We start from the raw sequence: 22,537 nt of genomic DNA, 5'->3' as shown, positions 1-22,537 counted from the left end.
ACTTCCTGGAGATTCCCTCATGCTCTCCGCAAATTCCACTGCGACACCTCTGTCTTCAGCGCGCGCTCGCCGCGACCAGCGTCTCGCCGACAGGCCGATAGCGTCCGCTCTGCCGACGCGACTTCGTTCCGCTGACCTGCTGAGACTCACCGATCAGGGTGCGGAGGACGTGCTGGCAGGAAAGTACGACCACCTGCTGCCCGAGGGCGGCACCTGGCCCACCGAGAATCGTTGGGCAGTCCGTCTGAGCTCCGACGACGACGTGGACGTCTGGCTCATCAGCTGGGTGCCCGACCAGTCCACCGAGCTGCACGACCACGCCGGCTCGCTGGGTGCGTTGACGGTGCTCAGCGGGGCGTTGTCCGAGTTCCGGTGGACCGGCAGCGAATTGCGGCAACGCACCCTGGAAGCCGGGGATCAGGCATCGTTTCCCATCGGCTGGGTCCACGACGTGATGCGCGCACCCGGACCGTACGGCGCGGTAGGGCCCGACTCGAAACCTGCTCCGTCGGATCCGACGCTCAGCGTGCACGCCTACTCGCCGCCCCTCACAGCGATGTCGTACTACGAAGTCACCGACCACAACACCATTCGCCGCACCCGCAGCCAGCTCACCGATCAGCCCGAAGGGGATCTGAAATGACGACCATCGACCAGATGCTGGAAGCTGCTCGCGCGCAACTGGACCGGATCTACGCATTCCAGCTGCCCGAGGCCGTCGCGCGCGGCGCGATAATCGTCGATATCCGTCCGCAGGCTCAGCGCGCGATCGAGGGAACCCTGCCCGGTGCCATAGCGATCGAACGCAATGTCCTCGAATGGCGTTGCGATCCAAGTAGTTCGGCGCGTATCGCGCTGGCCGTCGATCACGACGTCGAGTGGATCGTCATGTGCTCCGAGGGCTACACGTCCAGCTTGGCGGCCGCGGCGTTGCAGCAGCTGGGCATTCACCGCGCGACCGATCTGGTGGGCGGGTACAAGGCGATTCGGGCGGCCGGGCTGCTCGGCGTCGCAGCGAGCGCTCGGCATTTCAGTCGCGATGCGGAGGCCGTCGCCGCGCACTGATCTGCGTCACGACTAGGCTTCACGGTCGTGGATGAACCTCTCGAGCCCGCCGACGACACTCCTGAGCAGATCAGGATTCGTCGCGACAAGCGCGACCGCCTGCTCACCGAGGGCCGAGACCCGTATCCGGTGTCCGTGCCACGCACACACAGTCTCGGTGAGATCAGAGCGGCGTATCCCGAGCTGGCGCCGGATTCCAGTACCGGCGTGATCGTCGGTGTTGTCGGCCGAGTTATCTTCTTGCGCAACACCGGCAAGCTCTGCTTTGCCACGTTGCAGGAGGGCGACGGCACCCAGTTGCAGGCGATGATCAGCCTGGCCGGAGTCGGCGAAGATGCGCTTGCGCAATGGAAGTCGGATGTAGACCTCGGTGACTTCGTTTTCGTCCACGGCGAAGTGATCAGCTCGCGACGCGGTGAGTTGAGCGTCATGGCCGATTCGTGGTCAGTCGCATCGAAGTCCTTGCGTCCATTGCCCGTTGCGCACAAAGAGCTGAGCGAAGAATCGCGGGTTCGGCAGCGATACGTCGATTTGATCGTTCGGCCGGAGGCGCGCGAAATGGCGCGCAAGCGCGTCGCTGTCGTCCGCGCATTGCGGACTGCGCTGGAAAGACGCGGTTTTCTGGAAGTCGAAACACCGATGCTGCAAACGCTGCATGGTGGTGCTGCCGCACGGCCGTTCGTCACTCATTCCAACGCACTCGACATCGACTTGTACTTGCGAATCGCACCCGAACTTTTCCTCAAGCGGTGCGTGGTCGGCGGAATCGAGAAGGTTTTCGAGATCAATCGAAACTTTCGCAACGAGGGCGCGGACGCCACACATTCGCCGGAATTTGCAATGTTGGAAACGTACGAGGCTTACGGCACGTACGACGATTCCGCAACGATGATGCGGGAATTGGTGCAAGAAGTTGCTCAGGAAGCGCTGGGAACGCTGATCGTGGTGCTCCCGGACGGCACCGAATACGACTTGGGTGGCGAGTGGACCACCGTCGAGATGTATCCGTCTCTTTCGGAATCGATCGGTGTCGAAGTGACGCCCGATACCTCTGTTGCCGAATTACTTGATCTTGCTCAGCGGGTGGGACTGGAGATTCCCGAAGGCAAGGGATACGGCCACGGAAAACTGGTCGAGGAATTGTGGGAGCACGTCTACGGCGACAAGTTGTTCGCACCGACGTTCGTCCGGGATTTCCCGGTGGAGACGTCGCCGCTGACTCGTCAACACCGCAGCAAGCCCGGTGTCACCGAGAAGTGGGACCTTTACGTGCGTGGCTTCGAATTGGCAACGGGCTACTCCGAACTCGTCGATCCGGTGATCCAGCGCGAGCGTTTCGTCGACCAGGCGCGACTGGCGTCGGCGGGCGACGACGAGGCCATGGCGCTCGACGAGGAGTTCCTCGCCGCGATGGAACAGGGCATGCCGCCGACCACAGGAACCGGCATGGGAATTGACAGGTTGTTGATGGCGCTGACCGGGCTGGGAATCAGGGAAACCATCTTGTTCCCAATTGTCCGGCCGATCGGGCGATGACCGACGCAATTCTCATTGCGCAATTTCTCGGACTTGGCAAAATGCAAATCAGGGGTACGCTTACGCTCGAGTAAGTCACTTGTATTGCCATGCCACACCATTGATGGAAGGAAAGTCGCCTCATGGCCAAGAAGGTCACCGTCACCCTGATCGACGATGTGGATGGGGAGGCCGCCGCCGATGAGACTGTCGAGTTCGGTATCGACGGTGCGTCGTACGAGATCGATTTGTCCTCCACCAATGCCGCCAAGCTGCGCAGTCAGCTCGATGTATGGGTGGAATCCGCGCGCAAGGTGAGTGGTCGTCGTCGCACTCGAGCCGCAAATCAGCCTGCAGGCACCAAGAGTCGCGTCTCCGTCGATCGTGAGCAAAGCGCAGCTATTCGTGATTGGGCCCGCCGAAACGGACACAAAGTGTCCGCTCGCGGCCGCATCTCGGCAGAAATCACCGAGGCTTACAACAAAGCCAACTAGCGGCAGAATAGTTATTACTTTGTAGCTTTGTTCGGTTATTTACTTCCTATTCGAAGTCCAATGCTTCGGTAGTGGCAGTGGATTCTGCGTGAGTCGGATGCATAGCTCCATTGATCGCATAGACGGTGTTACCGACGGCGGCGACAGCAAGCCCGTGCCGGGGTGTGGCGAGGCTCGGTAATTCGGTCCAGACCTGCGCCGCGACGTCGTAGGCCTCTGCGGTGCCGAGGACATCGATGGGTTCTTCTCCGCCGACCGCGATGATGCGCCCATCGAGATAGGTCGCGCCCAACCCGCCCCGGGGAGTCGGCATGGCTGGCAACGATGCCCAGGTATTGGCGACAGGGTCGTAGCGCTCGAGCGCCGCCGTGTTCTTGTCCGACGACAGATTGCGGCCACCGACCGCGTAGAGATAGGTGCCGTCCGTGGTGGCGGCAAGATGTTCGCGCGGTGTAGGTGGTCCCGCGGTGACAGTCCAGCCCGCACCGTCGTACACCTCGGTTGTCGTCGCGAGCTGTTTGTCGGGGCCCTGCCCACCGGTGACGATCAACTTGTTGTCGACGACAGCAGCGGCTCCTGCCGCGCGGGGCTGGTGCAGCGGTGGCAGATCGACCCATGCGCCGTTGCGCAGTGCGAGAACTCGCGCCGACGTCTTGGCGGTGAGATTGGGGCCGTCCGGTTCCCAACCGCCGATCACCACCAACTCGTTGTTGTAGTCCGCGGCCGTCGGATGGTTGAGTGCGGCAGGTAGATCCGGGCCGGACTTCCAGGTGGCAATGGCGGGGTCGTAGCCCTGCACCTTGTTGGTGGAGCCTGAGTTGTCGAGGCCACCGAGGACCCAGATGGTGCCGTTGGCGACCGTGGTGGCCGACTGCTGGCGGGCCAGCTTCGCATCGGGGAGAGTTCGCCATGTCGACGCGCTGTTGACCGGTGCAGCTGCGGGCGAGGGAGCCGCAGGCTCCGTGTAGTCGGGCTCGGCGGGGCCTGGAGCAGTGTGAGCGTGCGCAGGCTCCGACGCGGCAACGGGTACCGACGGCGAATCGCTGCCGCGAGTGAGCATGAATCCGCCGATGATCGCCGCGACCAGCAACCCGGTTGCCAGCACAGCGCCTGCAACCAACGGGCCTCGCTTGCGTCGCGCGGGTGCCGGGTCTGGGTGTGCTGGTGGGAGCGGGTGCGGTGTCGGTGCAGCGAGCAGCGGCTGGGGCTGGGGCTGGGGTGACGGGTACCTCGCGGGCGAATTGGGCTGCGGCACGGAGTGCGGCTCGGGCCTGCTGGTGGGGATCTGATGGTAGGCGAGCGTCGGCTCGTCCTCCTCCGGGTCGGCAGGCGGCGGAATGACCATCGCGTCCACTCGCAGACCGTGCCTGCGCTCGGCTTCGCGCAATTCGTCACCCAACTCCTCGACGCTGCCTTGCCGATGTTCGGGCTCTGCGGCCATCGCGCGTTCGATCGCCGCGCAGACATCGTCCGGGACGCCGGTGGGGCGCAGATCGGGCACCGGTTGCGAGCTGATTCGGAGGAACTGCGCGACCAGCTCCTCGCCGGTGCGTCGGTCGTAGGCGGCGTGGCCCGCGATGAGCGAATAGATGGTCGCGCCGAGGCCGTAGACGTCTGCGGACGCCGTCGGGGGCTGTCCTTGGAGAACCTCCGGAGCGGTGTAGGCCAGCGATCCGGTGAAGGCGCCCGTTGCCGTCTCGAATCCGCCGGCGATCCGGGCGATCCCGAAGTCGGTCAGCTGCGGCTCGCCGTAGTCGCTGAGCAGGACATTGGCAGGCTTCACGTCCCTGTGCAGCGTGCCGACGTTGTGGGCGGACTGCAATGCGCCCGCGAGCTTGATTCCGATCCTGATGGCCTCGGTCCACTCCAGGTTGCCGTCGCGCCGGATGCGCGTCGCCAGCGAGTTCTTCGGGTGATACGGCATCACGATGTACGGGCGACCGGTCGACGTGACGCCGACCTGCAGGATATTGACGATGTGCGGATGGCCGGAGAGCCTGCCCATCGCGTAGCCCTCGCGAAGGAATCGCTCGCGGTTCTCGGCATCGAGATCCGACGACAGCAACTTGATCGCCACCGTGCGTCCGAGCGATCGTTGCAGGCATTTGTAGACGACGCCGAATCCGCCCCGACCTACTTCGGTCGCACCGTCGAAACCTGCTGCGGCCAGGTCGGAAACAAGGCTTGGACCGACGGGTCGATCCGAGTTGTGGACGTTCATTTTCGGGCGATGCCTTTCGAACAGCGGGGAGACGGCAGTCCCGGCGGGACGATCGAATCAATTGTCCCTGCCGAACGCCGTTGTAGAGGTGTGGAATTCACCCTCCCTAGGGTGCCTTTCGGGCCTCGCGGTCGCGGCCGAGGATTGGTCCATCACTTCAACCGTGTCCGAAAGCAGGAGTCGCAGAATGACCATCACCGCGCACGCCCCGATCGTTGGAATCACCTCGGAGACTTCCGGATCCGACGAGCTCGACCTGCAGCAGATGCGAGCCGACATCGACTCGCTCGACGCGGAGATCCTCGCGAACGTCCGGCGTCGCGTGGAACTCACCCGGAGTCTGGGTACCTCGCGGGTCCATTCCGGTAGGCCGCGAGTGGCGCAGCACGCCGAGATGGACACCCTCGCGCGCTTCGAGAATCACTTGGGTCGCGACGGAGTCGCGCTGGGAATGCTGCTGATTCGGCTCGGGCGCACCGGACTTCCGGGCCGCGTCCACTAGTCCATGCCTTAGCATTCGCAATACCTTGCCGACAGCGCAGCTGCGCGGCACGATTGACGGATGGATTGGAGTCACCGTGTCGGTGCTTGACGGGCCCTGCCTGCGCTTTGTGGACGAAGACGGACGCCAGCAAGAGTTGGTGCTGTCGACGGACAACCCGCGCGTGACAGTCGGCCGCTCCCCGCAGGCCGATGTGCCCCTCACCTGGGACGACGAGGTGTCGCGACTGCATGCTGCGATCGAATGGATCGGGACGCACTGGACGATCGTCGACGACGGACTCTCCCGCAACGGCACCTACGTCAACGGTGAGCGGCTCGCAGGCCGCCGCCGCCTGCGCGTCGGTGATCGGATCCGCCTCGGCGCGTCCATCCTCACGTTTCACGAGTTCGGCGCAACGGTCGACGACGTCACCCGGGTATCCACCGGGGCCATCCCCACGCTGCGATCGCTCACGGAGACACAGCGTTCGGTGCTGATCGCCCTCTGCCGCCCGTACAAGCACAACGCGACTTTCGCCAGTCCCGCTGCCAATCAGGCGATCGCGAACGAACTGTTCCTCAGCGTCGATGCGATCAAGACGCATCTTCGGGCGCTCTTCTCGAAGTTCGGGGTCGAAGATCTGCCCCAAAATCAGAAGCGAGTTCGGTTGGCCGAGTTGGCAATTCAGAGCGGAATCATTTCCGAACGCGATCTCTGACACAGCGCGCCGGGCTCCGGTTTCGGCGCGCGGGGTTGTTCACGGCACATTGCCGTCGGTCACTCGATATCCTGCGGTGTGCAGCAATTCGTTGGCCGGCGCGGGACCAGACTCGCCATTGCGGGATTGCCGCCGACGGTGTTGCAGCGCGACGTGATGGGACGCACCACGGCCGCGTTCTTTTTCTTCATCGGTCTTGCCGGTGTGGCGTTGGGTGCCGCGATGCCGGTACCGCCGGGCAACCGCGCAATTCTCCTGGCCGGTGCCGTTTTGTCGATCGTCCTCAGCGTGGTGGTCGCAGCGCTGCGCGCGCGACTCTCACCGATAGGACACGTGGCGTCGATAGTCTTTGCCGTCGTCGTACTGACCGCCCTTATCGGCCAGTCTCCCTCTGTCGCAGGCGATGTCGCCATGGCCTCCCTCTACACCTGTGTCGCGTGCCATGCGGCGCTCATGTTCAGCTTGCGCAACTCGGCTCTCATCACGGCTTTGGCGGTGGCGAGTTGCGTAGGTCTTGCGGTGTTCGATCCCGACATGCCGTGGTGGTCGGCGATTCCGATAGCAACTGCGACCGCACTCATCGGGGCCGGTGTGAGCCTGGTGACCGCGGTTGCACGCGCAGCGGTGATCGATCATCAGACCGGGCTGCTGAATCGGCGCGGCTTCGATTTCGCGATCGAGGCCGAGATCAACACCGCGGCTGCGTCGGGTGACGAGCTCGCGCTGATCTTGCTCGATCTCGACGGGTTCAAATCGATCAACGACGATCTCGGTCGCAGCGGCGGTGACCGGCTGATTCGCGATATCGCGACCCGATGGCGCGACGAGGTCGGTCGTGTCGGCATCGTCTCGCGCTACGGCGGAGACGAGTTCGCGGTGCTCGTCAGGGGAACCTCCGAGACCGCGGCTGCGGCTCTGGCCGACCGGCTCCGATCGGCGGTACGGACCGCATGCTCGGTAGGCGTCACCGGCTGGCTGCCGGGCGATACTGTGTCGCTGTTCATCGGTCGCGCCGACGTCGGGCTGTTCCGGGCCAAGCGGGCAGGAGGGGACCGGATCGTCGTCGAGTCGTCGCGGCGGCCAGCCCTCGTCGAGCAGATTCGCGACGCGATACGCGAAGGCGCATTCCACGTCCACTTCCAACCGATCGTCCGGCTGTCCACCGGTAACGGCACGGTAGCGGTGGAAGCGCTTGTGCGCTGGCATTCGCCGCCCTACCCGGATATCTCTCCCGAGGGGATCGTCCAACTCGCGGAAGACAACGGCTTGATCGCCGACTTGGGTCGCCTCGTGCTCGAAGAGGCGTGCACCGAGGCCGAGCGTCTGCGGGGCAACAGATCCGAGATGATCGTCAGCGTCAACGTCTCCGGTGCGGAACTCGGCGACCCCGCCTACTGCGAGTCGGTCCTTGCGACTCTCGCACGCTTGGCCTGGTCACCCGAGCGACTCGTCCTCGAAGTTACCGAGCGCGACATGGCGGCTGATTCGCCCGAAGCGATTCGGCAGCTGACGCGACTGCGGAGTGCGGGAATCCGTATTGCCATAGACGATTTCGGAAGCGGCTATTCGTCGCTCGCCCGGATCGCGGCCCTACCCTGCGACATTCTCAAAATCGATCGGGCCGTCATCGCAGACGTGACGACCGCGCCGCCACTGCTCGATGCGATCACCGCGGTGGCCGCCGCGTTCCAGCTCGCGGTGATCGTCGAAGGGATCGAGACGGCGCAACAGGCGGAACTTCTTGCCGCCCATGGCATCGACTTCGCGCAGGGTTACTATTTCGCCCGCCCGCAACCGGCGGCAGAGCTGTTCGGTTGAGTGCGCTGTTCGGTTGAGTGCGCTGTTCGGTTGAGTGCGCTAAGCACCCATGCGATGTTCGCGGGGACTGATGCCGTGCTCGCGTTTGAACGCCGTGCTCAAGGCAAATGCGCTGCCGTATCCGACCTGTCGTGCGACGGCCTCGACGGTCACGTCGGACTCACGCAGTAGGTCGGCAGCGAGGGACAGGCGCCACTCGGTGAGAAAGGCCATCGGCGGCTCGCCGACCAAATCGGTGAAGCGCCGCGCCAGCGATGCTCGGGATACGCCGACCTCGCCCGCAAGGTTCGCAACGGTCCACTGGTGTTGTGGATTGTTCTGCAACAGCCGCAACGCTTTTCCGACCACCGGATCGCTGTAGGCGTGATACCAGGCAGGCGAATCGTCGCGAGCGAACCAGGTGCGCAGTGCCGCGATCAGCAGCAGGTCGAGCAGGCGGTCCAGCACGACGCCCTGCCCTGGCTCGTCTTTGACGATCTCTTCACCGAGCAACGGCAGCACCGGGCAGTTCATCTCCTGCTCCGGAAGCACGATCACCTGGGGGAGTGCCCGCAACAGCCGATCGCTGACAGCACCGCACATCTCGTAGGTTCCGGTGACCATCATGGTTGCGCCGTCAGGGTTGGTGCCCCAGCTGCGCACGCCGAGATTCAATGTCTCGCAGAGCACTTCGCCGTCCGGCGTGGTGGTGACCTGTCCGGGTTCGATGATGATCTGGGGTTCTGTGTCGGGGCTGTCGGCGACCGTGTACGGCTCGGAGCCTGCAATTATGGCGACGTCGCCCGCGGCGAGTCGAATCGGTTTCGCGTCGTCGGGCACGATCCACGCCTCGCCGCGCATGAATGCGACCAAGGTCAACGGTGCCTCGTCGCGAATACGCAGTGACCACGGGGGATCGAGAATCGAACGCATCAGGAATGCGCCGCGCGCACGCGGCCCCTCCAGCAGGCTGGCCAAGGCGTCCATATCGAAAAGTGTAGACGCATGCGTATGCAATCGAGCGTCTCAGCGATGGATCGTCCAGGGACTCGGCGATTGACTGTTCTCATGACAACGACAACGCAACTCCCCATCCTGGTTCTCGGTGGCACCGGCAAGACCGGACGCCGCGTCGCGGCACAACTCACTCGACGCGGACTGCCGGTTCGGATCGGATCACGCTCGGCAGCAACGCCTTTCGACTGGACCGATCGCTCGACCTGGGCTGGTGCTCTCGACGGCGTCGGCTCGGTCTACCTGTCCTTTCAGCCCGATCTGGCAGTACCCGGGGCGCCGGACGACATTCGGGCATTCGTCAGGGCCGCTGCGGCAGCAGGCGTGCAGCGGCTGGTGCTGCTCTCGGGTCGTGGTGAACCGGAAGCGGAACAGTGTGAGGAGATGGTCCGCCGGTCGGGCATCGCGTGGACCATCGTCCGGTGCGCCTGGTTCGCGCAGAATTTCAGCGAGGACTACCTGGTGGACCCGGTTCGATCGGGTGAGGTGGCACTCCCCACGGGCGACGTTCCGGAGCCGTTCGTCGACGTCGACGACATCGCCGACGTGGCAGTTGCCGCACTGACCGAGGATGGTCACGTTGGCGAGCTGTACGAGTTGACCGGGCCTCGGCTGTTGACCTTTGCCGACGCGGTCGCCGAGATCGGTGCGGCGACCGGCCGCGAGATCGCGTTCGTGCCGGTCGCGGTGGCCGACTACGCGGGTGCACTCGCCGAGTACGACGTGCCTGCCGAAGTGGTCTCGCTGCTCACCTACCTGTTCGGGACGGTGCTCGACGGACGCAATGCCCACGTCAGCGATGGTGTGCGTCGCGCGCTCGGCCGCGAGCCACGGGATTTCGCAGACTTCGCCAAAGCTGCTGCAACGCAGGGGGTCTGGGCATGAGCGCGCTGAAGAACGTAACGCTTATCGGCGGGACGGTCACGATGGGGCTGATGGCCGGTCTCTTCTACGCCTATTCCTGCTCGGTCATGCTGGGTCTCGGCAAGGTCGACGACCGGACGTTCGTCGATGTCATGCAGAAGATCAACGTGGCAATCATCAACCCCGCCTTCATGTTCTGCTTCATGGGCACCGTGGTGATCGTCGGGGCTGCGGCGTTCTTCAATCGCGGATCGGGTGCGCTGAAATGGATCATTGCCGGATTGGTGCTCTACATCGTGGCGTTGATCGTGACGTTCGCCTTCAACATCCCACTCAACGATCAGTTGGCCGCAGCCGGCGATCCCGCCCGCATCTCCGACCTTGCGGCCGTGCGATCGCACTTCGAGTCGGACTGGGTGCGGTGGAATCTGATTCGGGCGGTCCTGCACACCGGCTCCTTCGGCCTGCTCTGCTGGGCCCTTGTCGTCAGTGGCAACACCGCGACCTAGGTGGCAGAACGTGCACCCCCGGGTGCACTCGCACCACCACTCGGGCACCTTATTTCCGGCTCTCCAGCAGCGCAGAGTAATGACATGTTCACCACGCAGACCACCGCCGATACCACCGCCGCGCAGCGGACGGTACGTACAACTGACGGCATCGCCCTCGCCGTCAGCGAGTACGGCAACCCGGCAGGCGCGCTCACCGTGGTGTTCCTGCACGGACATTGCCTGCGCAGCGAATCGTGGAGCTTCGTCCGCGACGAGCTGATCAGCCGCTACGCCGGTGCTCGGATCCTCTGCTTCGACCACCGTGGACACGGCGATTCGGCTGTCGCGGCCGCCGCCACCTACACGATCGAGCAGCTCGCCAACGACCTGCACGACGTGCTCGACGAGGTCGCGGGTCCGATCGTCCTGATCGGCCATTCGATGGGCGGAATGACGGCCCTGACCTACGCGGCCCTCTACCCCCACGAGATCGGCACCCGGATCGTCGGCTTCGGTCTGATCGCCACCGCTGCCAGCGGTTTGGCGGAGGCCGGCTTCGGTCGCTTCCTGCGGAACCCGGCCGTCTCGATGTTCCAGGCAGGCGTGCGCCGCGCGCCCGAGCTGATGCAGAGCGCGAAGAGATTGGCCTGCAAGGTGTTCGCTCCCGTGGTTCGCGCCGCCGAATTCGGTGACCGCACCGTCAGCCCACGCGTCCTGACGCTGGCATACGCCATGCACAACGAGACGCCGATCGTGACGATGGCGTCGTTCCTGAGCTCGTTCATGACCTACGATCGTTCCGCCGTGCTGTCGTCGCTGTCGGCGATCCCGACGCTGGTGCTGTGCGGTTCGGCCGACCTGATGACGCCGCCGAGTCACTCGGTCGCGATGGCCGCGGGCATCGAATACGCCGATTTCGTGATGATCGACGGTGCGGGCCATTCGGTGATCATGGAGCAGCCCGCCGAGGTTGCCGAAGCCGTTACCCGCCTGTTGGATCGCGCTGCGGGTACGCCGTCGATCGTCGACGAGCTGGTCCTGGTCGCCTGACCCGTAATTCCGATGTAACCGTTGTTTACAACGATGGTTGCGCAGGAAAGATGTCGCTGCTTATGATCTTCACCACATCCGAGCGACATCGACGTCAGGACCCTTCGTGCTCCGATCCAGCTCTTTCCGTAGAAGCTTTCGCGACCGCGGCTACGTCATATTGCTACTCACTCTGTTGCTTGCGCTGTCGGGTATCGGCACCGCGAGTGCGGCACCCGGCGGTCCAGCGAAGGGCGCCGAGATCGACGTCAGCAACTGTGCGTGGCCGATCCACACGGACGGTAGGCAGAGCGGCTTCGGATTCAACGATCGGTTCGGCGCATATTCCGGCGTCATGATGTTCACCGACCTTCCCGGTGGCCACTGGCGCTTCAGCGGCGATTATCCGAAGGCTCGCTGGATGGAGTACGAAAGCTACGACCGGCTCGTCGGCAGCCAGGACTCCATCTCCGGCCAGACCATCGACGCCGACGCGGGTTCCAGCAACCCGTTCGCACCCGGTGCTGCGCCCTACAAGCCGGGCAACCATTACAAGGTCGACCTCTACAACGCGCCCCCCGACCAGCGAATCAAGAACGCGCACAACCTTTTCTACGGTGCCTGGAAGAACGATCCGACGTACGGAAAGTACCTGCACTCCGGCATCCAGTCGGTGCTCTACCGCGTGTACGCGGCGCCGGGCGATGTGGACTCGCTCGGCGGTGCCGGACGTCCGCACATGAGTTGGGTCGTCGACGATCCGGCCACCAGCCCCTTCGCCGATTCCGGCCAGGCCTGCGCGTCCCTCGAGCAGGCGCACCAGGCGTACGCCCCGTGGCCGCAGATCGTTACCGGGCTCGAATCGATCAACGACACCGTGATCGCCCCGCAGATCGTGCCGTTTGCCCAGCGCTACCTGCAGTACAGCGTCGATCCGACGAGCCCGCCGGCGATCAACGTCCTGCGTCCGTCGCCGAACGGTTACGGAGCGCCGGAGGGGCTGTGGTTCAACTCGCGCACCCCGTACGTCGGATTGGCTCCCAACAAGCTCGTCGGACCGCTGCTGGTCGTCAGATTCAAGGCACCCACCTTCCCCCGAATCGACGAAGGCAAACCGGCGACCGGCAACGAGCAGACCCAGTATTGGGATTGGTGCTCGACTCAGTTCCTGACGCCCCTCAACTACACCATCGCCTGCCGCCACGACAGCCAGTTCACGCTGGACAAGGATGGCTGGGCCACGCTGGTGATCTCCACCGACGACGAGCGTCCGGTGATCGACGGCCAGCCGTACAAGGACTGGATCCCGATGGCGGGCAACGTGGGACTGTCCGTGATGCGTCAGCTCGATCCGAATCGGCAGACCTTCCCGCAGTCGCCCTACTTCATGCCGCCCGTCAAGATCGGAGATACCAATCTCCCGATCGACATCGTCCCGGGACAGCTCCAGCAGCGCGACATCAAGAATCACATGGGTGAGTATTTTCCGATCGCGAAGTACTGCACCAGAGCAGAATTCGAGAAGGATCGCTGCGCGACAGCCGCGCCACGCCTCACCGATGGCATCACAGCGTTGCTGCCGCAGTCCAAGTAATCGTCTGATCCGATAGAGGAGTTGCCGGATGCGTCGGATGATCGGTGCACTCGCGATCGCGTGTGCGATTGCGCTTACGACAGCGGGTACGGCGAGTGCGCAGGACGCGCCGCTGCCGGTCAACTTCGACTTGACGACGGGAATCTCGGATGCGCTGATCCACCCAGGTGGATTTCCGCCGGGAACCAACGATTGGAACTGCCGGCCGAGTGCTGCGCATCCGAGACCCGTCGTGCTGGTGCACGGCACCGGTACCAATGCGCAATCGAACTGGGGCGTCTACGGTCCGCTGCTGAAGAACGAGGGTTACTGCGTCTACGCCCTGACGTACGGCGCGCACAAGGACGCGCCTGGAGAGTTGTCGACGATCGGCGGAATGCGATCGATGGCGGACAGCGCGGTGGAGTTCGCGGCATTCGCCGACCGGGTTTTGAAGGCGACCGGTGCCTCGAAAATCGATGTCGTCGGCCACTCGCAGGGCACGATCGTGCCGACCTATTATGCGAAGCGGCTGGGGGGTGCGGACAAGATCGACAAATATGTGTCCCTCTCACCGATCTGGCGAGGTACCGATATCGCTTACGCACAACAATTGTCGGCCTTCGGCGATGCGATCGGAGCCACCCCCGTCCTCGACGCAACGATCTATGCGGAATGCGCTGCGTGCAAGCAACTGGTGCAGGGTTCGCCGTTCTTGACATCGCTCGAAGCCGACGGTGTCTACCTGCCGGGCATCACGTACACGAACATCGCGACCACGGGTGACGACGTAGTGGTGCCGTACACCAACGGAGTCGTCCCGGGACCCAACGTAACCAACATCGTCCTGCAGGACACGTGTCGGCTGGACTTCGCCAATCACGTCGGTACGGCGGCCGATGAACGCGCCGCGATGTTCGTGCTCGACGCGCTCGATCCGGCACATCCGCACCCGGTGCCGTGCAAGTTCGTCCTTCCCTACACCGGGTGACCCGGCGGGCCCTGACACAATCATCGCCATGTCTGGCAACGGCAATGGCGCGGTACTGATTCCGGGTGACACCTGCTGGCGGATCGAACGCGCCGACCGACTCACGATCCTGATCGATGCCGAGGACTACTTTCGCGCGGCGAAGGCGTCGATGCTGCAGGCGCGCAAGCGCATCATGCTGATCGGTTGGGACTTCGACACCCGCATCGACCTGGAGCCGCACAAGCGGACGCTACCCGGCCCCAACCAGGTCGGCAGGTTTCTGCGCTGGCTCACGCACGAACGCCCTGAGCTGGAGATCTACCTGCTGAAATGGGATCTTGGGACGCTCAGCGATGCCATTCCGCGTGGGATGCCGCCGGTGTTCCTGCTCAATTGGATCACCGGTAAGCGACTGCACCTGCAGGCCGACAGCGTGCACCCACCCGGCGCTGCGCATCACCAGAAGATCGTGGTGATCGACGATGCGATCGCATTCTGCGGCGGTATCGACATGACGGTGAACCGGTGGGACTCGCGAGCACATCTCGACGACGACACACGTCGCACCAACCCCAACGGGGAGCAGCACGATCCGTGGCACGACGCAACAATCGCCGTCGACGGTGCCGCCGCCCGCGCGTTGGGTGACCTCGCACGCGAGCGGTGGCACACCGCATCCGGGGAGGAGCTCGCACCGATCGAGGATGCCGCGGACTATTCGACCGACTGGCCACAGTCGTTGGAGCCGACCATCCGCGACGTCGACGTCGCGATAACCCGCACACTGCCCGAGCTGGAGGATCGCACCGAAATCCGTGAGGTGGAGGCGCTGTTCCTCGCGGCCGTCGCGGCTGCGGAAACCACGCTGTACATCGAGAACCAATATCTGGCGTCGCGCACCATCGCCGAAGCCGTCGCGAGCCGGTTGGCGCAGCCGAACTGTCCCGAGATCGTGCTGGTGATCGCTCGCAACGCGACCGGCTGGCTGGAGCAGAAGACGATGGACGGCGCCAGGCACCGGCTGCTGCGCCTGTTGTGGAAAGCCGACCGAAACGATCGGCTTTCCGTCTATTACCCGGTGACGGCGGCGGGCGAGCCGATCTACGTCCACGCGAAGGTTTTGGTGCTCGACGATCGGATGCTGCGGGTTGGCTCGGCCAACCTCAACAACCGCTCGATGGGGTTCGACACCGAATGCGATCTCGCGCTCGAGGCCGTCGGCGACGACGCGCAGCGAATCACCGACACCGTCCTCCGTTTCCGTGACGACTTGATCGCCGAACACCTCGACACCACCGTCGAGGCTGTCAGGGCTGCGATCGCGAAGGCCGACGGATCGGTGCAGGGCGCGATCGAGTCGCTGCGGACCGAGCCCGGCGCGGGCCGAACGTTGGTGCCGTTCGATCGAGAGACGGTCGAAGGCGAGGACAGCGCTCTCGCCGAGAACGAATTGATGGACCCCGAGACCGCCGCGGTGCGTTTTCCCGACCTGATCAGGCGGGTCTGGAACCGTTTCGGCTAGCAATGCGACATTTCGCTGTCGGCGTACACGGACAGGGAAACGAAAGGTGACGCCGGTGCGTTATTCAACTGAGCAAGCACGGACGGTCTACCAAACGGGTGGACGCGCAGCATGCCGATTCCTCGCCAACTAGAGTAGTGGTGGGTAACTGGAACCTTGACCGGTTCCGCGACGATCGGTGCAGTGCCGGGCTTGACGAGAGCAGAGCAAAACAGGCGGCGAAGACGAGTCGGAGTCATCGGACCCGAGCTCGGAAACGTCACCAGAAGTGAGGGAGAGCGATGTTCGAGAGGTTTACTGACCGCGCGAGGCGCGTCGTAGTCCTGGCCCAAGAAGAGGCCCGGATGCTCAACCACAACTACATCGGCACCGAGCACATCCTTCTCGGCCTCATTCACGAGGGCGAGGGCGTTGCGGCGAAGTCGCTGGAGTCGTTGGGGATCTCCCTCGAAGGCGTGCGCAGCCAGGTCGAGGAGATCATCGGCCAGGGCCAGCAGGCCCCGTCCGGACACATCCCCTTCACTCCGCGCGCCAAGAAGGTGCTGGAGCTGAGCCTGCGCGAGGCGCTGCAGCTCGGCCACAACTACATCGGTACCGAGCACATCCTGCTCGGCCTGATCCGTGAGGGCGAGGGCGTCGCAGCCCAGGTGCTGGTGAAGCTCGGCGCCGACCTGAACCGGGTCCGCCAGCAGGTCATCCAGCTGCTGTCCGGCTACCAGGGCAAGGAGCCGTCCGAATCCGGTAGCGGCCGCGGCGGCGAGGCGGGCACCCCGTCGACGTCGTTGGTGCTCGACCAGTTCGGTCGTAACCTCACCCAGGCAGCACTCGAAGGCAAGCTGGACCCGGTCATCGGTCGTGCCAAGGAAATCGAGCGCGTGATGCAGGTGCTGTCGCGTCGCACCAAGAACAACCCTGTGTTGATCGGTGAGCCCGGCGTCGGTAAGACCGCCGTCGTGGAAGGCCTTGCCCAAGCGATCGTCAACGGCGAAGTGCCGGAGACCCTCAAGGACAAGCAGCTCTACACCCTCGACCTCGGTTCGCTGGTCGCTGGCAGCCGCTACCGCGGTGACTTCGAGGAGCGACTGAAGAAGGTGCTCAAGGAGATCAACACCCGCGGCGACATCATCCTGTTCATCGACGAGCTGCACACGCTCGTCGGCGCGGGTGCTGCCGAAGGTGCCATCGACGCGGCCTCGATCTTGAAGCCGAAGTTGGCGCGCGGTGAGCTGCAGACCATCGGTGCCACCACCCTCGACGAGTACCGCAAGTACATCGAGAAGGACGCCGCACTCGAGCGTCGCTTCCAGCCGGTGCAGGTCGGCGAGCCCACCGTCGAGCACACCATCGACATCCTCAAGGGTCTGCGCGACCGGTACGAGGCGCACCACCGGGTGTCGATCACCGACAGCGCACTCGTGGCCGCGGCCACCCTGGCCGACCGCTACATCAACGACCGGTTCCTGCCGGACAAGGCGATCGACCTGATCGACGAGGCAGGCGCCCGGATGCGCATCCGCCGGATGACCGCACCGCCGGACCTGCGCGAATTCGACGACAAGATCGCCGACGCCCGCCGTGAGAAGGAATCTGCGATCGACGCGCAGGACTTCGAGAAGGCAGCCAACCTGCGGGACAAGGAGAAAACCCTTGTCGCCCAGCGTGCCGAGCGCGAAAAGCAGTGGCGTTCCGGTGATCTCGACGTCATCGCCGAGGTGGACGACGAGCAGATCGCCGAAGTGCTCGCCAACTGGACCGGTATCCCCGTCTTCAAGCTCACAGAGGAGGAGACCACCCGTCTGCTCCGCATGGAAGACGAGCTGCACAAGCGGATCATCGGCCAGGAAGAGGCGGTCAAGGCTGTCGCGAAGGCGATCCGCCGGACCCGTGCAGGCCTGAAAGATCCGAAGCGCCCGTCCGGCTCGTTCATCTTCGCAGGCCCGTCCGGTGTCGGTAAGACCGAGCTGTCCAAGGCGCTGGCGAACTTCCTGTTCGGCGACGACGACGCGTTGATCCAGATCGACATGGGCGAGTTCCACGACCGCTTCACCGCGTCGCGGCTCTTCGGTGCTCCTCCCGGATACGTCGGCTACGAAGAGGGCGGCCAGCTCACCGAGAAGGTGCGTCGCAAGCCGTTCAGCGTCGTGCTGTTCGACGAGATCGAGAAGGCACACCAGGAGATCTACAACACGCTCCTGCAGGTGCTGGAGGACGGCCGTCTCACCGACGGTCAGGGTCGTACGGTCGACTTCAAGAACACCGTGCTGATCTTCACGTCCAACTTGGGCACCTCGGACATCAGCAAGGCGGTCGGCTTGGGCTTCGCGCAGTCGAACGTCGAAGGCTCGAACTACGAGCGCATGAAGATGAAGGTCAACGACGAGCTGAAGAAGCACTTCCGCCCGGAGTTCCTGAACCGTATCGACGACATCGTCGTCTTCCACCAGCTGACGACCGATCAGATCGTCCAGATGGTGGACCTGATGATCGCCCGCGTCGGCCGCCAGTTGGCCGCCAAGGACATGGTGATGGAGCTGACCGACAAGGCGAAGTCCTTGCTGGCCAAGCGCGGATTCGATCCGGTTCTGGGTGCGCGACCGCTACGTCGCACCATCCAGCGCGAGATCGAGGATCAGCTGTCGGAGAAGATCCTGTTCAACGAGCTGACCCCCGGCCAGATCGTGTTCGTCGACGTCGACAACTGGGACGGCGAAGGACAGGGCGAGGACGCCAAGTTCACCTTCCGCGGTGAGCAGAAGCCAGTACACGTCCCGGATTCGCCCGAGGGTGTTCTTGCCGGAGCCAGCGAATCGGGCTCGTCCTCCGAGTCCATCGGCGAGTAGTGCGCTGACGCGCAGGTGAGCGTTTTGTTGGTCCAGGGGCCAACTAACCGCTCACCTGCGGCGTAGCCGCTCCAGAATTGGCGCGAATGCTTCGGCGAGGTCGGCGGGGACCAGCAATTCGTCGATTCCTAACCGCTCCTTGCGCTCTCGGATCTCGTCGGCTGCCTTGCTCGGATCGGCGTCGAGTACTGCGACGGCGCCAGCCCCGTGGAAGTCGTCGGCGCTCATGCCGCTCTTCTTGGCGACCCAGAACTGCAGTTGCGCACCGACTCCCGCGACCTGGTAGCTGATCGGGACCGCACGTACCGCGTGAAGGGTCTCGATCATCGGCATCAGGTCGGCCTCGCTTGCCTGTGGTTGCGCCGCCAACCCGATCCGGTCGGCGAAGCCTGCCGCTGCGGCCAGTGCCTTCGGCCCCGACGCGGCCACGATCACCGGTGGTGCGGGATCGACGGATTCCCTTACCACCCTCACGGTTTCGGCAACCTGCTCACGACGAACCGTTGCCGAACCCCACGGCATGCCGAGCTTGTCTGCTTCGCTCGCCGCGTCCGGTCGTCCTGCGCCGATGCCGAGTTCGAACCTGCCGCCCGAAAGCAGTTGCAGCGCCGAGCATTCCCGGGCGGTGGCCGCCGGATGTCGCATCGGGGCCGCCAGCACCCAGGGACGCAACTTGATGGTCGTGGTTACCGCCGCTGCCGCGGCGAGGGCGGGAATGGGCGACGTCGTGAACAGGGTGTCGGGCAACAGGACTGACGTGTAGCCGAGTTCTTCGGCGCGTCGAACCTCGGTGATCCAGCCGACGCCGCTCTGCGGTGTTGCGATGTATCCGAACGAGAATGTCATGTCGTTCAACGGCTTTCGTTGTCGGTGTGGGAGAGCAGGGTTGCCGCAATGGCGAGTATCCAGATCATCGACGGGAAGCGGACGATCGGTAGCAGGAACTGAAGCGGGCTGATCGCGAAGGACAGCGACGACAGCGCCGCCACGCCGGCGAGAACAAGACCGAGAATGCTGATCCATCGCGGCACCAGACCGGCGATCAACGTGGGGACACTGATACCTGCTAGCAGCAGTCCGAGGAACACCACGTGTGCCGGACCACCAGTCGCGAAGGCAAGCAGGCTTGTTGCCTTGGCCGCATCCGTTGCGCCGATCTGTGCGAGTTCGACTGTGCACCATCCGCATACCGCGGACATCGCGAGCAGGATGGACGCGCCGTAGCCGCCGAGGCGGGCGATCTGAAGCCCCGCGACGTCGATGCCGCGGGCGGCAACTGCGCTCGTCGTCGTTGCTGTGAAGACCCCCAATGCCACGGCCGCGCCGAGCTGGATCACCGACACGAACTGCGCAGCGCCCGGATGATCGAGAGCGTGCGCGACCACGTCGGCTGCGCTGGTGGTCGGGGTGCTGAACGCGCCGACCGCTCCGCCCAGTGCGAGCGATGCGACGAACAACGCGACGTAGCTGGTTGCGGGGAGCAGTAGCGGTGGACCGATGTAGCGGCGGGCGGTCGTGGTCATCGGCGGGTCTCCTTCAAAACAGCGAGACGCGTGCGGTATTCGGTCTCGTCGATCTCGCCGCGAGCGAAACTGTCGCGGAGAGTTCCGACGCCGGTATGCCCGCGGAATCTGCGCCGGGTGACGATCACGACAGCGATGACGGTGACCCAAATTGCGATCGGGATCAGAAAGAAGAACGGCGGCGGGCCACCCCACCCGTCGTGACCGTAATAGTGGTCGGCGAGGACGCTCGTCGTTTCGGTGGACAGGGTCTGGGGTACTTCGGAGAGGATCATGCTTCGAGCCTGCCGTCGGCGGACCTGTCGAACATCGGCCTCGAAGCGCCGTTTCGCCTACGTCTCCACGCGTAGCGCGCTCGATGTGCGAGGTACCGGTGAACTTTCCGCTCGAAGACGAACCCACGGTCGGCAACACCGAGGAGTTGACCGAGCAGGAGCACACCTACAAAGCTGCACAAGAGAACGCCGACGAATCCGACAACTCCGCTCTCGGTGGCACCGAGGGGACGGTGGACGGCCAGTAGCAGGCTATTCCTGCCAGCCAGGCCGAACCATGCCCGATTCGTAGGCCATCACGACCAGCTGGGTGCGGTCACGAGCGCCCAGCTTCAGCAGGATTCGACTGACATGCGTGCGCGCCGTCGCCGGGCTCATGAACAGCCGTTCGCCGATCTCCGCGTTGGTGAGGCCCTCTGCTACCAGGCCCATCACCTCACGCTCGCGATCGGTGAGCTCGGTCAGTGCAGCGGTCTGCGGTGGCCGCTTGGCATGTGCGGCGAACTCGGCGACCAACCGGCGCGTGACGCCCGGTGACAGCAGCGCTTCGCCGTCGGCGACGACGCGGATAGCGCGGACCAGGTCGGCAGGTTCGGTGTGTTTGACCAGAAAGCCGGTAGCACCGGATCGCATGGCTTCGAAGACGTATTCATCGAGCTCGAACGTCGTCAGCACAACCACTTTCACTGCCGCCAACTGCGATTCCGCAGCGATCATGCGGGTGGCGCCGAGGCCGTCGAGGATCGGCATCCGGATGTCCATCAGCACCACATCGGGAACCAGTTCGCGGGTGAGCCGAACCGCCTGTTCGCCGTTCTCGGCCTCGCCGACCACCTCGATGCCGTCCTGCGCGTCGAGAAGGGCGACGAAGCCTGCCCGCACCAACGACTGGTCGTCTGCGACCACCACTCGAACGCTCACGATTCCTCCACCGGGCTCTCCGTGATCGGTATTCGAGCCGAAACTCGAAATCCGCCGCCGGGTCGACGGCCGGCAGACAGCTCGCCACCCAACGCCCGTGCACGCTCGATCATCCCGGTAATCCCGTTGCCACCCGACCCGATCGGTGTCGGCGTGTCCGCTCCGCCGTCGTTGTCCACCTGAATACGCAGGTCGTTCTCCTTGTAGCGGACGGCGACCGTGGCTTCGGCACCCGCGGCGTGGCGGGCGACGTTGGTCAGCGACTCCTGCACGATTCGGGCTGCTGCCACATCGACGACGGCCGGTAGCTTGCGCACGTGACCGTCCACCTGGGTGGCGACGGTCATGCCGGCCGAACGGGCGCGTTCGACCACGGTGTCGATGTCGGCGATGCTCGGCGTCGGTGCGGTGGGTGCCTGGTCAGCCCCGCTGCGAATCGATGTCAGCAGGGCGTGGACCTCGCCGAGAGCGTCTTTGCTCGCACCCTTGATCGCGGCCAGCGCTTCCCGTGCCTGCCGCGGTTTGGCGTCGAAGAGTTCCAACGCCACCGACGACTGGACGTTGATCAGCGACAGACTGTGCGCCAACACGTCGTGCAGCTCGCGTGCGATGGCCAGCCGTTCGTCGCTGGCGCGTCGTAACCGCTCCTCGGCCTCGGCTTCCTTGGCGGCCGCCGCCCGTTGCCGGCGCGCCTCGAGTGTGGCTCGCCGTTGCCGGATACCTTCAGCGATCGATATCAAGACGGCAAGCCAGGCCGCGATTCCGATCACCTGCCACCACGACGACGGGCTGTTACCGAACGCGATGGGCAGCGGCCACACAAAGCAGAGGTAGCCGAGGGGGATCAACGAATACGTCGGCCACCGCGATCCCACCGTCGCCGCGGTCAAGAACGCGATCACGAGGGACAGGAAAATCGGGCCGAAGCCATACCCGCCGAGCACATACGCGGCGGTGCACAGCAGCGTGACGTAGAAAGCAGCCAACCGGAATCGATGACGGGCCAGCAACGCGATCGGTCCGATGATCAGGATGGCGTAGACGAACGCGTTCAGTGGATGGTCCGGCGCTTGGGCGTGGTTGGCGCCCCGACTGCCCATCACCTGGACGACGGCCACGGCAACCGTGATCGCCACGTCCCGAGGACGCAGTTTCCAGTCCCGCAACCATGTGGGCATGCATTCTCCTGTTCGGATACTTCGCAACGTAGTACGTCGG

General features: G+C 64.4%; 21 protein-coding genes and 1 pseudogene. 15 read left to right on the top strand and 7 right to left on the bottom strand.

Annotated features, from left to right (window positions below; genetic code table 11):
* The first annotated feature begins 19 nt into the window (after positions 1–19).
* The 4 genes from FOY51_RS16945 (at position 20) to FOY51_RS16930 (ending at position 3,074) form a co-directional block, all read left to right on the top strand.
* Complete coding sequence (locus tag FOY51_RS16945) at positions 20–643, top strand: cysteine dioxygenase (RefSeq protein WP_149431421.1); 624 nt, start codon at positions 20–22, stop codon at positions 641–643.
* Positions 640–1,065: a rhodanese-like domain-containing protein gene (locus tag FOY51_RS16940; protein ID WP_149431420.1), complete on the top strand. Its 426-nt coding sequence runs from the start codon at positions 640–642 to the stop codon at positions 1,063–1,065. The genes FOY51_RS16945 and FOY51_RS16940 overlap by 4 nt, the downstream gene beginning before the upstream one ends.
* Before the next feature lie 27 nt (positions 1,066–1,092).
* The gene (gene lysS / locus FOY51_RS16935; protein ID WP_149431419.1) at positions 1,093–2,601 is read left to right on the top strand and encodes a lysine--tRNA ligase; all 1,509 of its coding nucleotides are present in this window, start codon (positions 1,093–1,095) and stop codon (positions 2,599–2,601) included.
* A 122-nt stretch (positions 2,602–2,723) separates the two neighbouring features.
* The gene (locus FOY51_RS16930) at positions 2,724–3,074 is read left to right on the top strand and encodes a histone-like nucleoid-structuring protein Lsr2 (protein ID WP_149431418.1); all 351 of its coding nucleotides are present in this window, start codon (positions 2,724–2,726) and stop codon (positions 3,072–3,074) included.
* A gap of 58 nt (positions 3,075–3,132) precedes the next feature.
* Here FOY51_RS16930 and FOY51_RS16925 read toward each other — a convergent pair.
* Positions 3,133–5,295 (bottom strand): annotated as a pseudogene (locus FOY51_RS16925) (protein kinase domain-containing protein); the annotation flags it as partial.
* 187 nt (positions 5,296–5,482) lie between these two features.
* On the opposite strand from FOY51_RS16925, the gene FOY51_RS16920 reads away from it, so the two are divergent.
* From FOY51_RS16920 to FOY51_RS16910, 3 genes are all read left to right on the top strand, one after another.
* Positions 5,483–5,797, top strand: coding sequence for a chorismate mutase (locus FOY51_RS16920; RefSeq protein WP_149431416.1), 315 nt, complete (start codon positions 5,483–5,485; stop codon positions 5,795–5,797).
* 76 nt (positions 5,798–5,873) lie between these two features.
* Entirely contained in the window at positions 5,874–6,497 is a 624-nt protein-coding gene (locus tag FOY51_RS16915; protein ID WP_149431415.1) for an FHA domain-containing protein, read from the top strand.
* Positions 6,498–6,575: 78 nt separating this feature from the next.
* On the top strand, positions 6,576–8,315 hold the full coding sequence (locus FOY51_RS16910; RefSeq protein WP_149431414.1) for a putative bifunctional diguanylate cyclase/phosphodiesterase: 1,740 nt from the start codon (positions 6,576–6,578) through the stop codon (positions 8,313–8,315).
* Between the two features lie 39 nt (positions 8,316–8,354).
* Here FOY51_RS16910 and FOY51_RS16905 read toward each other — a convergent pair whose 3' ends face one another.
* The gene (locus FOY51_RS16905; protein ID WP_149431413.1) at positions 8,355–9,281 is read right to left on the bottom strand and encodes an AraC family transcriptional regulator; all 927 of its coding nucleotides are present in this window, start codon (positions 9,279–9,281) and stop codon (positions 8,355–8,357) included.
* An 81-nt stretch (positions 9,282–9,362) separates the two neighbouring features.
* On the opposite strand from FOY51_RS16905, the gene FOY51_RS16900 reads away from it, so the two are divergent.
* The 7 genes from FOY51_RS16900 to FOY51_RS16870 all read left to right on the top strand — a co-directional run bounded on the left by FOY51_RS16900 (position 9,363) and on the right by FOY51_RS16870 (position 18,600).
* The gene (locus FOY51_RS16900; RefSeq protein WP_149431412.1) at positions 9,363–10,193 is read left to right on the top strand and encodes an NAD(P)H-binding protein; all 831 of its coding nucleotides are present in this window, start codon (positions 9,363–9,365) and stop codon (positions 10,191–10,193) included.
* Positions 10,190–10,681, top strand: a complete 492-nt coding sequence (locus tag FOY51_RS16895) for an anthrone oxygenase family protein (protein ID WP_149431411.1) — start codon at positions 10,190–10,192, stop codon at positions 10,679–10,681. The genes FOY51_RS16900 and FOY51_RS16895 overlap by 4 nt, the downstream gene beginning before the upstream one ends.
* An 84-nt stretch (positions 10,682–10,765) precedes the next feature.
* A complete protein-coding gene (locus tag FOY51_RS16890) occupies positions 10,766–11,713 on the top strand; it encodes an alpha/beta fold hydrolase (RefSeq protein ID WP_149431410.1) in 948 nt (315 codons plus the stop codon).
* Between the two features lie 106 nt (positions 11,714–11,819).
* A complete protein-coding gene (locus FOY51_RS16885; protein WP_149431409.1) occupies positions 11,820–13,286 on the top strand; it encodes a hypothetical protein in 1,467 nt (488 codons plus the stop codon).
* Between the two features lie 28 nt (positions 13,287–13,314).
* Positions 13,315–14,256, top strand: coding sequence for an esterase/lipase family protein (locus FOY51_RS16880; RefSeq protein WP_149431408.1), 942 nt, complete (start codon positions 13,315–13,317; stop codon positions 14,254–14,256).
* Between the two features lie 28 nt (positions 14,257–14,284).
* Complete coding sequence (locus tag FOY51_RS16875) at positions 14,285–15,760, top strand: phospholipase D-like domain-containing protein (RefSeq protein ID WP_149431407.1); 1,476 nt, start codon at positions 14,285–14,287, stop codon at positions 15,758–15,760.
* A gap of 281 nt (positions 15,761–16,041) precedes the next feature.
* Positions 16,042–18,600, top strand: coding sequence for an ATP-dependent Clp protease ATP-binding subunit (locus tag FOY51_RS16870; protein ID WP_149431406.1), 2,559 nt, complete (start codon positions 16,042–16,044; stop codon positions 18,598–18,600).
* A gap of 51 nt (positions 18,601–18,651) precedes the next feature.
* On the opposite strand, the gene FOY51_RS16865 is transcribed toward FOY51_RS16870, so the two are convergent.
* Genes FOY51_RS16865 through FOY51_RS16855 form a run of 3 tightly spaced genes read right to left on the bottom strand, consistent with a single transcriptional unit; the run spans position 18,652 to position 20,398 of the window.
* Entirely contained in the window at positions 18,652–19,446 is a 795-nt protein-coding gene (locus FOY51_RS16865; RefSeq protein WP_149431464.1) for an LLM class flavin-dependent oxidoreductase, read from the bottom strand.
* A gap of 5 nt (positions 19,447–19,451) precedes the next feature.
* Positions 19,452–20,123 carry a hypothetical protein gene (locus FOY51_RS16860; RefSeq protein WP_149431405.1) on the bottom strand — a complete coding sequence of 224 codons (672 nt, stop codon included), beginning with the start codon at positions 20,121–20,123 and terminating at the stop codon, positions 19,452–19,454.
* Positions 20,120–20,398: an SHOCT domain-containing protein gene (locus FOY51_RS16855; RefSeq protein WP_149431404.1), complete on the bottom strand. Its 279-nt coding sequence runs from the start codon at positions 20,396–20,398 to the stop codon at positions 20,120–20,122. Before FOY51_RS16855 ends, FOY51_RS16860 begins: the two co-directional genes overlap by 4 nt.
* A gap of 98 nt (positions 20,399–20,496) precedes the next feature.
* Between FOY51_RS16855 and FOY51_RS27260 the strand changes: the two genes are divergently transcribed.
* On the top strand, positions 20,497–20,646 hold the full coding sequence (locus FOY51_RS27260) for a hypothetical protein (RefSeq protein WP_187776361.1): 150 nt from the start codon (positions 20,497–20,499) through the stop codon (positions 20,644–20,646).
* A 4-nt stretch (positions 20,647–20,650) separates the two neighbouring features.
* On the opposite strand, the gene FOY51_RS16850 is transcribed toward FOY51_RS27260, so the two are convergent.
* The gene (locus tag FOY51_RS16850; RefSeq protein WP_149431403.1) at positions 20,651–21,319 is read right to left on the bottom strand and encodes a response regulator; all 669 of its coding nucleotides are present in this window, start codon (positions 21,317–21,319) and stop codon (positions 20,651–20,653) included.
* Positions 21,316–22,497: a sensor histidine kinase gene (locus tag FOY51_RS16845; protein ID WP_149431402.1), complete on the bottom strand. Its 1,182-nt coding sequence runs from the start codon at positions 22,495–22,497 to the stop codon at positions 21,316–21,318. The genes FOY51_RS16850 and FOY51_RS16845 overlap by 4 nt, the downstream gene beginning before the upstream one ends.
* Between the last annotated feature and the right edge of the window lie 40 nt (positions 22,498–22,537).

This window comes from Antrihabitans cavernicola, from assembly GCF_008297975.1.
GTDB classification, from domain to species: Bacteria; Actinomycetota; Actinomycetes; order Mycobacteriales; family Mycobacteriaceae; genus Antrihabitans; species Antrihabitans cavernicola.
This window is presented reverse-complemented; position numbering and strand designations above follow the sequence as displayed.

What these genes read in the sequence shown, in the direction of transcription:
- FOY51_RS16945 (WP_149431421.1), top strand. Translation starts at nt 20, where the DNA reads ATGCTCTCCGCAAATTCCACTGCGACACCTCTGTCTTCAGCGCGCGCT.
- FOY51_RS16940 (WP_149431420.1), top strand. Translation starts at nt 640, where the DNA reads ATGACGACCATCGACCAGATGCTGGAAGCTGCTCGCGCGCAACTGGAC.
- FOY51_RS16845 (WP_149431402.1), bottom strand. Translation starts at nt 22,497, where the DNA reads ATGCCCACATGGTTGCGGGACTGGAAACTGCGTCCTCGGGACGTGGCG.
- FOY51_RS16900 (WP_149431412.1), top strand. Translation starts at nt 9,363, where the DNA reads ATGACAACGACAACGCAACTCCCCATCCTGGTTCTCGGTGGCACCGGC.
- FOY51_RS16890 (WP_149431410.1), top strand. Translation starts at nt 10,766, where the DNA reads ATGTTCACCACGCAGACCACCGCCGATACCACCGCCGCGCAGCGGACG.
- FOY51_RS16865 (WP_149431464.1), bottom strand. Translation starts at nt 19,446, where the DNA reads ATGACATTCTCGTTCGGATACATCGCAACACCGCAGAGCGGCGTCGGC.
- FOY51_RS16920 (WP_149431416.1), top strand. Translation starts at nt 5,483, where the DNA reads ATGACCATCACCGCGCACGCCCCGATCGTTGGAATCACCTCGGAGACT.
- FOY51_RS16895 (WP_149431411.1), top strand. Translation starts at nt 10,190, where the DNA reads ATGAGCGCGCTGAAGAACGTAACGCTTATCGGCGGGACGGTCACGATG.
- FOY51_RS16880 (WP_149431408.1), top strand. Translation starts at nt 13,315, where the DNA reads ATGCGTCGGATGATCGGTGCACTCGCGATCGCGTGTGCGATTGCGCTT.
- FOY51_RS16930 (WP_149431418.1), top strand. Translation starts at nt 2,724, where the DNA reads ATGGCCAAGAAGGTCACCGTCACCCTGATCGACGATGTGGATGGGGAG.
- FOY51_RS16905 (WP_149431413.1), bottom strand. Translation starts at nt 9,281, where the DNA reads ATGGACGCCTTGGCCAGCCTGCTGGAGGGGCCGCGTGCGCGCGGCGCA.
- FOY51_RS16870 (WP_149431406.1), top strand. Translation starts at nt 16,042, where the DNA reads ATGTTCGAGAGGTTTACTGACCGCGCGAGGCGCGTCGTAGTCCTGGCC.
- FOY51_RS16855 (WP_149431404.1), bottom strand. Translation starts at nt 20,398, where the DNA reads ATGATCCTCTCCGAAGTACCCCAGACCCTGTCCACCGAAACGACGAGC.
- FOY51_RS16860 (WP_149431405.1), bottom strand. Translation starts at nt 20,123, where the DNA reads ATGACCACGACCGCCCGCCGCTACATCGGTCCACCGCTACTGCTCCCC.
- FOY51_RS16875 (WP_149431407.1), top strand. Translation starts at nt 14,285, where the DNA reads ATGTCTGGCAACGGCAATGGCGCGGTACTGATTCCGGGTGACACCTGC.